This is a genomic window from Rahnella laticis, assembly GCF_015644585.1.
Taxonomy (GTDB): Bacteria; Pseudomonadota; Gammaproteobacteria; order Enterobacterales; family Enterobacteriaceae; genus Rahnella; species Rahnella laticis.
On sequence record NZ_JADOBI010000010.1, the window covers coordinates 109987 to 122709 of the forward strand.

Sequence of the window (12723 nt, forward strand, 5' to 3'; positions counted from 1 at the left end):
GCAATGCCGCGGTTGAAGATCTCTGCAATGATCTTACTGATCGTCGGATGGGTACTCTCATTAGTCTGGATTTGGTGGAAAGGTCCCTCCTGGACGCTGGGAGAACAGCATCCCCTTGCACCACAGGCTAACCGCTGGCTGGCAACATCCGTTTGGGTGCTCATTGCGCTCGCCTGGCTGACCTGGCGAGTGGTAAAACGCCTGCAGCATCTTGAAGAAATCCAGCGCCAACAGCGTCAGCATGAAAAAGATCCGCTGAGCCTGGAGATTCATCAGCAACAACGGCATCTGGATCGCTGGCTACTTCGTCTGCAACGCCACCTGGCAAAGCGTAATTATCTCTACCAGCTTCCGTGGTATATGGTCATCGGCGTTTCAGGCAGTGGTAAAACGACATTACTGCACGAAGGATATCCGTCAGATACGATCTATATTCCTGAAAAAGTGCGTGGAGAAAATAATGCAACCTGGCAGATTTCCCCACGCGTCGGCGAACATGCCATTATTTTTGATATTGACGGTAAGCTGATAGAACAGCCTGTCAGCGGTCAGGATGAGGCCAATGTCTACAATCGGCTCTGGTCGCACTGGTTGTCATGGTTAAGTCAGAATCGCCCCCGTCAGCCTCTTAACGGCATTATCCTTTCTCTGGATTTGCCTGAATTACTGACGGCCAGCAAACACCAGCGCGAACACCAACTGACGATATTACGCCAGCGACTGCAAGATATTCGCCAGCATTTGCATTGTGAATTACCGGTTTATTTAGTTCTGACAAAACTGGATTTACTGTACGGTTTCGCACCGCTATTTCAGCCGCTGGATAAACAGCAGCGCGATACTATTTTGGGTGTCACTTTCACCGACGGCTCACACGAAAACGACCACTGGCGTGATGAATTACAGACATTCTGGCAGGGATGGATGCAGCTTTTTAATCAGGCGCTTCCTGACTTATTACTGAACCACGTGGAAAGCAGTCAACGCAGTATGCTGTTCAGCTTCAACCGTCAGATGCAGGGAATCAATGAGTATCTTGAGTCCCTGATTTGCGGGCTGCTGGCGGGCGATAATATGTCAGTTATGCTGCGGGGTGTTTATCTCACATCATCACTTCAACGCGGTCAGGTTGACGATGTATTTATTCAGTCTGCAGGCGCGCAATATCGACTGGGCCAGACTGCGCTTTCCTCATGGCCGATTGTAGAAACTCAGCCTTACTTTACCCGTAATTTGTTCCCACAAGTCTTGCTGTCAGAACCTAATCTCGCCAGCGAAAACAGCGTCTGGTTAAATAAGAATCGCCGCAGACGCACTGTATTTACAGCTATTGGGGCTGCAGCCATCGTGGCTTGCATCACTGGCTGGCATCATTATTACCGGTCCAACTATCAGGCCGGCGTCACGGTGCTGGCACAAGCAAAATCCTTTATGGAAATACCGCCCCCGCAGGGAATTGATGAGCAGGGCAATCTGCAATTGCCTCTTCTTAACCCAATGCGCGATGCCACACTGGCATACGGTGACTACCGCGAACACAATTCTCTGACCGATATGGCGCTCTATCAGGGTGTCAAAATCGGGCCTTATGTTGAAAAAACCTACCTCCAGCTGCTTGAGCAACGCTATTTACCCGCTCTGCTTAACGGCCTGATCAAAGACTTAAATGCCGCCCCTCCCGGCAGCGAGCAGAAACTCGCCGTATTGCGGGTCATCCGTATGCTGGAAGATAAAACCGGTCGGGACAATAAAGTTGTAGAGCAATATATGGCTCAACGCTGGAGCACCCAATTCCACGGTCAGCGTGCCTTACAAACTCAGCTGATGTCTCATCTGGATTATGCTCTGGATCACACTGACTGGCACGGACGCAGAATGAGCGGCGATAACGATGCAATCAACCGCTTTGTTCCTTACGACAAACCCATCGCCAACGCGCAACGTGAGCTGAGTAAACTGTCTATCTACCAGCGGGTTTACCAAAGTTTGAGGGCAAAAGCGCAGGGCGTTCTGCCTGCCGATCTTAATCTCCGGGATCAAATCGGCCCAAGCTTTGACAAAGTTTTTGTGGCTAACAAAGAAGAGGAACTGGCAATACCACAGTTTCTGACCCGTTACGGGCTGCAAAGTTACTTTGTTAAACAACGCGATAGTCTGGTGGAACTCACGGCACTGGACAGCTGGGTGCTGAATATCACGAAAGATGTCACCTTCAGCGATACCGACAGGGAAGAGATCCAAAGGCACATCACTGAACAATACATCAGCGATTACACCGCAACCTGGCAGGCGGGGATGAATAATCTGGATATCCGGGACTATGAAGATATTCAGGAAGTGACGGATGCGCTGGAGCAAATCATCAGCGGAGATCAGCCATTCTATCGTGCGCTGCAAACACTTCGTGATAACACGCAACTCCCACCGCCGCCGGCAAACCTGCCGGATAAAGCGCGTGACGAGATGATGTCTTCGCTCGATTTCCAGTTGCTGACGCGCTTAGGCCGCGAGTTCGCCCCGGAAAACGGCGTACTGACCGAGACAAAAGATAAGGAAAGCACGTTGCAGGCTGTCTATCAGCAACTGACCGAGCTGCACCGCTATCTGCTGGCAATCCAGAACTCGCCAGTACCGGGCAAATCGGCGCTGAAAGCCGTACAGATGCGCCTCGATCAGAACAACAGCGATCCAATCTTCGCCACCCGCCAGATGGCAAAAACACTGCCTGCACCGCTAAACCGTTGGGTGGGCAAAATGGCCGATCAGGCCTGGCATGTTGTAATGATTGAAGCCGTTCATTACATGGAAGTAGAGTGGAATGACAAAGTCGTAAAAACCTTCCAGGACACGCTGGCCGACCGCTATCCGTTTAATCCGGAAGCCACGCAGGATGCTTCTCTGGACGCCTTTAACCGGTTCTTCAAACCCGACGGTATTCTCGACAGCTTCTATCAACAGAACCTGAAGTTGTTTATCGAAAATAAACTGACGTGGGGTGAAGATGGCGACGTGCTAATCCGTCCGGATGTGCAGGAGCAATTGGAAACCGCGCAGAAAATCCGTGAAACCTTCTTCACGCAGCAAAGTGCGTTGGGCACTCAATATGCTATTGAAACAACAGAACTTTCTTCCAACAAACGCCGCAGCGTTCTGAACATGGACGGTCAGTTACTTGATTACAGCCATGGCCGTAATTACACAGCCCATCTGGTCTGGCCTAACACCATGCGCAATGGCACGGAGAGCAAGCTGACGCTCGTCGGCACCGACAGCGGATCACCGCGGAGCATCAGTTTCAAGGGGCCGTGGGCGCAGTTCCGTTTAATCGACGCAGGCAGCCTGACTAACGTAGACGACGGCTCATTCGATGTCCGTTTCAACGTCGACGGAGGGTACATGGTTTATCGCTTGCATTTCGACACACAGGATAATCCGTTCACAGGCGGCCTCTTTAGCGGCTTTACCTTGCCGGATACTTTGTATTAAAGGACTCACCCCGGCTGCAATGCCGGGGTATTAAGGAAAAACTATGAGTGACGAAACACACACCATCAAACTGGGCGACGACCCGCGCTTCCTTCCAGAATTCAGTGCCATTCGTGAGGAGATCAATAAATCCAACCACCCTTCCCAACCGGAGGTTAACTGGCGGCTGATCGAATCCGTGGCCCTGACATTGTTCAAAACCAACGGCGTCGATTTGCACACGGCAACCTACTACACGCTGGCGCGAACGAAAATTAACGGATTGTCGGGATTTTGCGAAGGTTGCGAACTGCTGGCCGGTTTGATCACCGCCGAATGGGAGCGTTTTTGGCCGCAAAACTATCAGGCACGTACAGATATGCTGGAATGGTTCAATACCCGAATCGGCAATATTCTGCGTAAAAACCCTTCCCTGGCACTCGGTGATGCCCCGTTACTGTACCGCACCGAACGCACGTTACAGCTCATCTGCGACAAACTCCAGCAGGTAGAGCTCAAGCGCGTTCCGCGAGTTGAAAATCTGCTCTATTTTATGCAGAACATCCGTAAACGCACTGAAGCAGAACAACAGGCTCACAGTGCTCAGGCTCTGCAATATGCCTCGCCAACATTGGTGTATATGCCAGAACCAGCCTCGCATTCAGACCCTGTCTATTCCCCATTGCCCAGCATGGAGCCGGCGAATCAGGCACCAAAAGTTAAAGTATATTTCACGGATTCAGAAAATAAAAAACGCGCGCCGCGAATGCCGGTCACCTGCGGTTTTCTGGCGGGTATAGCCTGCGCAGCATTGGTCTTCGGAGGATTATGGTGGTGGCAGGTCAATCCTATACAGCAGCAAATTGCCCTGGTTAACGACACCCCGCAAGGCAGCGCAGCGCTCTGGCTGACATCACCTGAACTGAAAACGTATCCGCTGCGCCTGAGCCGTTTGCTGAATACGTCACCACTGCAGGCGCTGGAGACCGGAGAGCACCTGACAAAAATGGCCGCCTCCGTCTGGCCCGAAAATGAATTGCAACAACAGGCGACTGCGCGCTGGCATAACACCCTTAAACTGCGCGCTGACAACAGCCCGACCCTGCGCGGCTATCTTCAGGTTCAGCAAGATCTGCACGAGTTTGCCGCGCTGTTGCTGCAACGGGAAAAAAGCAAAGAAGGTGTCACACTTTCCTATCTCAAAACCGTCGCCTATCAGGCCGAAACGTTACTGAATCAGGAAATTCCGGTTGAAGCGTTATTAACCCAGCTCGAAGACGCCAAAAAGCAGAATAAAAATACGCAAACGTTAGAGAAACAAGTAAACGAAAGACTTGACGCTTTATCCAGTCGTTATCTGCTAATCAAAAATACCGGCATGCCGGATAGTGCGCCTCTAAATAATACACCTAATATTCATGACTAAGATAAAGGAATAACATCATGGCAAATCTTATTTACTTAACCCTCAACGGCCAAACCCAGGGTCTGATTTCAGCAGGGTGTTCGTCTCTGGATTCAATAGGGAATAAAGCCCAGATCGCGCATTTGGATCAGATTATGGTTTATGACCTTTCACATGCTATTTCACGAGAAGAAAACGCCAATCACCACCCGGTATTTATCACGAAGCCAATCGATAAATCATCGCCTTTACTTGGGAAGGCAGTGTCAGAAAATGAAATACTCACATGTGACTTTGATGTTCACAGGATAAATAAATTTGGCATTAACGAGTTATTCTACAAAGTTAAGTTAACTAAAGCTCGAATTACCAACATTGAAGTAATTTTCCCTAACGTGATACTTAACAGTAATGGCCTGCCTCATGAAACACTAACACTTTCATACGAAACAATCACTTGGGAACATATCACTGCAGGGACGAGTGCCTACAGCCTATGGAATGATAGAGTTCTGTGACGTTCAAGGCATCAATTTACCATAGCAACATGAGATGAATATTGGCTGATAGATAGCGCTAAAATATCAACGATATCTATCAACCATTTCCAATTTTTTCACAGGTACGCAACACGATATAAATATTTAAACTACCACCACTTCCACTTCAACGGTCCACTGGCCTTTGGAATTAACGACATATATAAAAAAGAAAAAAGAAAACATGAATACTGCAAGTAAGAGTATTCTAGGAAGTCAATTATCTTTGTAAAACCATTTCCATAAATTCCAGCATACAAATATGAAGCAGATATACATAAGTTTATAATTAGTGCAATAATAAACAAAGGAGCATTTCTGACAGATAAAGAGAATGATCTAACCCAATAAAGAAAAATCGCGATACAAAATGAAAAAGAAAAATATAATAATATAGGGATATATGAAAAAGAATCTATGACGATGTCTCTGGAGTTAGTGATTATCAAAACTGTTACCTACTCTAATTTGTTTGAATTGGCTATAGCTTGAATATATTGTCGCACTATCAACCCCTGCCTCTGTCAATAGAGGAATAACCCCCATATCCTGCCAACCATAGATCCAGTCATTATTCATAACGGTCCAGAGCTTCCAAGATTTTTCGCGAGGTTTGATTATTTTACCCGCAACACCATAAGCTGAAAGTCCAAGGTCAAGAATAGCATATGCATAGTCCCCAACATCTTCTTTTGCACCTGCTGAAACCGCTATTGTTCTATATCCATCTCTAATCCAGCCGGGCGAATTTTTCCTGAATAATAGGTAGTATCCATTTTCATACATGTTATTAACCCCATGTGTTATCAACGGAATACCCCATGTTTTACAACGCATACCCAAAGAAGCAAGACAAACATCAAAACCAGTATATATCTGTGTGCCACCACCTACGAAACCTGCCTGAGCAAGTAAAACATTTACTTCATTATTTTTCTTTTTTAATTTTACGGCAGCATATTGTTCAACTCTTTGATTTTGTATCTGGCGAGATTGATTTTTAAGGGAATCAATTTCAGCCTGGATTTTTTGAATTCCTCCAACATTTGTCAAACAATTCGTTTCAACATCATAAAGGACTCGTTCTATAAAATCAGACACCATCTTTCTGAACTCTAATTTAGAACGATAGCTGGATAAATAATCATATGATAAAAACCTGACTAACTGTGTTAGTTCATCGGATTTTAACTTTAATTGAATCTTATTACTTTCAATCATACATCCCTCTCTAAAATATAAATTGTCAACATGATTTATTTATAACTAAAGATAGTATTTGTTTGTAAATCGGCACATCACCACACGGATAACCTCCTAAATGCCTACCTCAGTTCATCCGGTAACGTGATTACTCCTAATTCGCTTTTCATTTAATGACATCCCTATTATCTAATGATGAGATACCCATAATACGCTCAAATAATTTCTAATTTTTGATCTGCATTAGACTTATGAGAACATAAAAAATAAACTTAGTTAGATATTAGATAGTTAATAATGCATACATCAATATCGTGAATGTATTTGATAAATATATTATTAATATTACTTACACATACAGATAATAATCTTTACTCGGTTTAAACAAATAATCTCACCCGTGAAGTTATCATGCATCAATAAAATTTTAGTTTTTCTACAAAAGAACATTGATGAGTTTAACATCAAGTAATATGATATATTAAAAGTAGAAGTTTCAAGCCAAGATACATAGCATCCGAGTTAGCATCGGCATAATAAAATTCCATTTTTAGAAAAATTAATGAAGCGAATTATAATCAACATGTTGTATTTTATAAAACCTATGATTTATAGTCACAGTCCTGTAGCTAAAAAAAACAACGGTCAGACACTATAGTCTCACTAGTTATACAAACTAATGAGCCCCCTAATCATTGTTGACGCGCCTCCACTTAAATGTGCGGAACATCCTTTGGAAGAAGATTAGATAGTTAAACGAACAGAATTAATTTGCATTGTTAAGATAACTAGAACCAATAACTGGATCAAATATTCATGAAAAACAGATATTCGCAACCAATAATTTTCTTTAGTTTAACAATTTTTCTGTTAAATGTTACGATAATAAATGGTTTGTTTTATAACTTAACAGATTTGGTTTTAATTTTCATTAATAAAAAACTTGGAATACTAAGTGAAAGTTACGAAAACCAATATTTGGAAAAAATGGTATATTATGGTTTTGTAATAGCATTCGTCATACCAACACACATAACAATGATTAAGATAATGACTATCACTAGCATTACTTCGAAATCAAAAAACATCTTTTTTAATAAAATAGCCTATTATATTTTAGTTTATTATATAAGCTTTAGTGTTACATATTTTTTAACTTCATCTGTAAACAATTTAATCCCTCTAGATACGCTCGCGAGTTATGGCTATGAATACACCCATGACCAATTGGGTTGGTATAACAGCGAACGATATGATTTTAATCCATTCCTAGCTGATGCAATAATCTTAACTTTTACAGTAATTCCATTTTCATTTTGTTATTTCATTAGCAAGTCAATAAATGAATTTACCGCGAGGATATCCGATGAAGAAATTAAATAAAAAAATCATAGGTGAGAAATTTTATGAACTTTTAAATTATGCCATCGACATTGACTCAGTTATTAAAAATAATGATATGGAATTACTTGATCGCAAAGTTGAAACAAAATTTACGGATTATGTAACTGTTATCTTTTTCCAAAAAAACTTCATGGCGCTTTCCGTCGCTTTGTTTTTGATGATGATTTCATGGTTGTTTGTTCTCTTTACAGCTCTAAAAGGAATAAATACAAAAGAATCACCAGGACTTTACTATGGTCTATACATGGCATTTGCCATGACGTATGGGTTTATATATATAAGCTCAGTTTTCCTGCTGGCAAGAGGGATAGTAGCTGGACTAAAACTAATTTACTATACTTTTAATTTTGTTGTAATTATGGCTGGTTTTTTTTCATTATTTTATCTATATAATTTTTTATGTTCCGAAGCAACCACGGCTTCCGACATTGTTTTTTTCGTTTTTATAACAACACCTCTCTATCCGGCACGGTTAATTTTAAATTCGAAATTAATCAAAACAGCATTAGAGTGGACCATCAATGAACGCGCCAGGAAAGCTTACTTGAAACTATTTATCGATAACTATCAAAGCCCCAGAAAAAAAAGAAAGCTCAGGGTTGGGTAAATATAATATCTTGAAATCATCTATAAAAAACGCTTTGCCTTTAATTATGAACTTTATCATTTACCTACAGGTTAGCATTAGATAATTTCAATATTAAAATATTTTTATGAATTTTATTAATGGAAAACAAAATGACATTTAAACTCTCGGCGATGATTTTTACTACTGCTGTTGTTACCTCATTCTATTCACAGGCAGATGAAATGCAGGATCCTTCCATTTTACTGGTCAAAAAAACTGTTGAGCACGAGAATTTGGTCTCTGATATTCATTGTGTAGATTACTCCCTGACGAAAAATATTGAGCAAGGAGTAGATTTGGTAAATATATTAGAGAAACATGGCGGAAAATGTGGGGGTGATCCACAAGCTCAGCATCGTATATTTAGTGTTTATGTTGATCAAAAAACTCATGAAATGGCTAGTGACAAAGATGATATGTCTGGGGACGGTAATCTTACCCACCTATTACCAACCATTCAGAAATAATTATCCATAAAAAAGGCCGCCGTCTCCGGCAGCCTTTTGTCTAAGATTCAATATTTACGAATCGATTAATGACGCTTCCCGTCATCATCTTCATCGACGAAATCTTCGTCTTCGCCTTCCTCACCTTCTTCGTCGTCATCGCCTTCGAAGTAAGTGCCCCAGCCGTCATAATTGACGCCGTTGGCTTCGGCCAGATTCATCAGTTGTTCAACCTGAGCGTCGATCAGTTCCGCTTTCAGCGCGATTTCGCTGATTACGTCAAAACACATCAGTACAGAACCGTCTTCGACTTCTAACTCTTCAGGGTCGGTGACTTCATAACCCAGCTTGAAAGCCTCAACCGCCGCTTTCTCCAGAACTTCGAACTTCTCTGAAGATAAGTGATGTTCAATGGTGTAAAGCGCGTCAGGATCGCTGCCATCGTCCAGCAGCTCTTCGATGATTAAGCGAGTCTCTTCACGTTGTTCGTCCAGCAATTCACGGTTTGCCATATCTCAGTCCTCAATCAATGTGACGTTTGACCGCTATTTTCACACACCACAGGGCGCGCCTCCACTATAAACGACAAAGTTTTTGCTTCGGGGTTGTAATTGCATATTCATACAGTTAAATTGAATTTAAATTCAATCCGAAATGCTAACGCGCTATGGAGCGACATCATGAGTTTGTTGAGTAAACGTCATTTTCTCAGGTTACTGGATTTTACCCCGTCAGAGATTTCGTCCCTGCTGAAACTCTCCGCAGAATTAAAAGCCGCTAAGAAAAACGGCACCGAGAAGGCCAGCCTGCAAGGCAAAAACATCGCGCTCATCTTCGAAAAAGACTCAACACGCACCCGATGCTCTTTCGAAGTTGCCGCATACGATCAGGGGGCGAAAGTCACCTACCTTGGCCCAAGCGGCAGCCAGATTGGCCATAAAGAATCCATGAAAGATACCGCCCGTGTGCTTGGCCGGATGTATGACGGTATTCAGTATCGTGGTTACGGTCAGGATAAAGTAGAAATACTGGCACAATATGCCGGTGTCCCGGTCTGGAACGGTCTGACCAACGAATTCCATCCAACCCAGTTGCTGGCGGATTTGCTCACTATGCAGGAGCATCTGCCGGGTAAACCACTGAAAGGTATGCGTCTGGCCTATCTGGGCGATACCCGTAATAACATGGGGAACTCGCTACTGGAGGCGGCGGCGTTGTGCGGGCTGGATTTGCGCCTGGTTGCACCTTCCGCCTGCTGGCCGGAAGCCGGACTGGTCGCCACCTGTGAACATCTGGCAAAAGAAAATGGCGGCAGCATAACGTTGACTGAAGATATCGCGACCGGCGTGAAGGATGCCGATTTTCTTTATACCGACGTTTGGGTCTCAATGGGCGAACCGAAAGAAGCCTGGAAAGAGCGTATTAATCTGCTGCGTCCGTATCAGGTTAACAGCGCAATGCTGGCGCTGACCGGCAATCCGAAGGTGAAGTTCCTGCATTGTCTGCCTGCGTTTCACGATGACCAGACCACACTCGGCAAGCAAATGGCGGAAGAATATGGCCTGCACGGCGGCATGGAAGTCACCGATGAAGTGTTCGAATCAAGCCACAGCGTGGTCTTCGATCAGGCTGAAAACCGTCTGCACACCATCAAAGCCGTGATGGTCGCCACCCTCGGCAACGTCTGATTTTATCCGGCATCATTTTGCGACAAGCCAAAGTGATGCCGTTTTATTCCCCCGGAATCCTCTGCTATATCGCCCTTCCGCTGCCCGCGCCCCGTATTTTCAACTAACCTTTTCAGAGCGCTGTTATTTTTCATACAAAAAGAATGCTGTAAGAAGGAACCGCTATGAGCTCAGTTAATCTCGAGTATGTCCTGCGGCTGGAAAGTCTTTTAAGCCGGATTTACCCCAGAGAACACATTGCTGACCTGCTGAAAAAAATCCTGCATCTTGCTGAAAAATGGAATTATGGCAAACACCGCACGACAAGTTGGGTCGATGGAACCAATATTTATCTGATCACCTACGGCGACAACATTCGTCACGGTGAGCAACCGCCGCTGGCGACCTTAAACCATTTCGCCAATATCTATCTGCGCGAGATCGTCAGCGATATCCACATTCTGCCGATGTATCCCTACAGCTCGGACGACGGTTTTAGCGTTATTGATTACCGCCGGATCGACGAACATCTCGGCGGCTGGTCCGACATTCATCACCTTTCGGCTCATTTCAATCTGATGTTCGACTGCGTGATCAACCACATCTCACGATCCAGCGAATGGATGAAGGGCTATCTGCACGACGATCCGTATTACAAAGATTACTTTATTGCCTCGAATCCCGAGCTGGATTACAGCCGCGTGGTGCGTCCGCGCGCCTCGCCGCTGCTGACGCCATTTATCAAAGCCGACGGCACCGAGCTGTATCTGTGGACCACGTTCAGCGAAGATCAGGTGGATATCAATTTCAAAAACCCGCAGGTTCTGCTGGAGAGCATCGACGTACTGTTGCAGTACGCGGCCAGCGGCGGGCAATCCATTCGCCTCGACGCCATCGGGTATATCTGGAAGGAAGTGGGCACGCGCTGCATTCATATGCCGCAGGCGCACAATATTATTAAAGTCTGGCGCACGATCCTCGACGAAGTGATCCCCGGCACGCGGCTCATTACGGAAACTAACGTACCGCATCACGAAAACATCAGTTATTTCGGTGAAGGTGATGAAGCGCATATGGTGTATCAGTTTCCGCTGCCGCCGCTGACGCTTCATGCATTTTTACGTCAGGACACCACGACGCTGACCCAGTGGGCACAAAGCCTGAATGCAGAAGCGCGCTACCCGGACACCACCTATTTCAACTTTCTGGCGAGTCACGACGGCATCGGGCTGCGCCCGACGGAAACCTTTCTCAGCGATGATGAACGTAAATACATGGCGCAGGAAACGCTGCGCAAAGAAGGTCGGGTCTCTTATAAAGACAACGGCGATGGCACACATTCGCCGTACGAGCTGAATATTAATTACCTGAGCGCGCTGACCGAACCGGGAGATGATGTTGACCTGAAAGCCCGTAAGTTCCTGGCGGCGCAGGCGTTGTTGCTGTCTTTTATCGGCGTGCCGGCCATTTACATCCACAGCCTGCTCGGAAGCGAGAACGATCTCGACGGTATGCATCAGTCCGGGATCAACCGCCGCATCAACCGTAAAAAGCTGGAACTGGGCACGCTGGAAGCTGAACTTGAGAAGAAAGACAGCCTGCGTTCCCGCGTGTTCTACGGCTTACAGGAACTGATTAAACACCGCCGCGCGCATCCGGCATTTTCGCCGCAGGCTGGCCAGCGTGTGTTTGATCTGGGCAAATCGTTATTCGCCATGGAACGTTATGATCCGAAAAGCGAAGATCGGATCACCTGCGTATTTAACATCAGCGATCATTCCCAAATGCTGAAACTGGCGGTGGAAGGCAAAGATCTGATTGGCGGAGAAGTGTTTAACGGCCAGATGAGGCTCCAGCCGTGGCAGGTCGTGTGGATCAAACATAAACTCAAAGCGCCAGAACGTCTCGGCAGACTGCGTCGCTGGCGGATGAAATTGTTTAAACGAACAAAGCGTTAAGCAGACGA

At 45.2% G+C, this 12723-nt stretch carries 9 protein-coding genes; 7 read left to right on the forward strand and 2 right to left on the reverse strand.

The window, feature by feature from the left end; translation table 11 throughout:
- Positions 1–3: 3 nt before the first annotated feature.
- The 3 genes from tssM to IV433_RS19740 are packed head-to-tail and all read left to right on the forward strand — an operon-like array spanning position 4 to position 5388.
- On the forward strand, positions 4–3486 hold the full coding sequence (tssM, locus tag IV433_RS19730) for a type VI secretion system membrane subunit TssM (RefSeq protein WP_229893581.1): 3483 nt from the start codon (positions 4–6) through the stop codon (positions 3484–3486).
- 43 nt (positions 3487–3529) lie between these two features.
- On the forward strand, positions 3530–4891 hold the full coding sequence (locus IV433_RS19735; protein WP_195815588.1) for a VasL domain-containing protein: 1362 nt from the start codon (positions 3530–3532) through the stop codon (positions 4889–4891).
- A gap of 17 nt (positions 4892–4908) precedes the next feature.
- On the forward strand, positions 4909–5388 hold the full coding sequence (locus IV433_RS19740; RefSeq protein ID WP_195815587.1) for an Hcp family type VI secretion system effector: 480 nt from the start codon (positions 4909–4911) through the stop codon (positions 5386–5388).
- Between the two features lie 456 nt (positions 5389–5844).
- Here IV433_RS19740 and IV433_RS19745 read toward each other — a convergent pair whose 3' ends face one another.
- Positions 5845–6630 (reverse strand): DUF4225 domain-containing protein, encoded by a 786-nt coding sequence (locus IV433_RS19745; RefSeq protein ID WP_195815586.1) that lies wholly within the window; start codon positions 6628–6630, stop codon positions 5845–5847.
- Between the two features lie 1348 nt (positions 6631–7978).
- On the opposite strand from IV433_RS19745, the gene IV433_RS19750 reads away from it, so the two are divergent.
- Positions 7979–8623 carry a hypothetical protein gene (locus tag IV433_RS19750; RefSeq protein ID WP_195815585.1) on the forward strand — a complete coding sequence of 215 codons (645 nt, stop codon included), beginning with the start codon at positions 7979–7981 and terminating at the stop codon, positions 8621–8623.
- Between the two features lie 131 nt (positions 8624–8754).
- The gene (locus IV433_RS19755) at positions 8755–9111 is read left to right on the forward strand and encodes a hypothetical protein (protein ID WP_195815584.1); all 357 of its coding nucleotides are present in this window, start codon (positions 8755–8757) and stop codon (positions 9109–9111) included.
- 65 nt (positions 9112–9176) lie between these two features.
- On the opposite strand, the gene rraB is transcribed toward IV433_RS19755, so the two are convergent.
- Positions 9177–9602, reverse strand: a complete 426-nt coding sequence (gene rraB / locus IV433_RS19760; RefSeq protein WP_195815583.1) for a ribonuclease E inhibitor RraB — start codon at positions 9600–9602, stop codon at positions 9177–9179.
- A gap of 168 nt (positions 9603–9770) precedes the next feature.
- Between rraB and argF the strand changes: the two genes are divergently transcribed.
- On the forward strand, positions 9771–10778 hold the full coding sequence (gene argF / locus IV433_RS19765) for an ornithine carbamoyltransferase (protein WP_195815582.1): 1008 nt from the start codon (positions 9771–9773) through the stop codon (positions 10776–10778).
- Positions 10779–10942: 164 nt separating this feature from the next.
- Positions 10943–12715 (forward strand): alpha-amylase family glycosyl hydrolase, encoded by a 1773-nt coding sequence (locus IV433_RS19770; RefSeq protein ID WP_195815581.1) that lies wholly within the window; start codon positions 10943–10945, stop codon positions 12713–12715.
- Positions 12716–12723 lie beyond the last annotated feature (8 nt).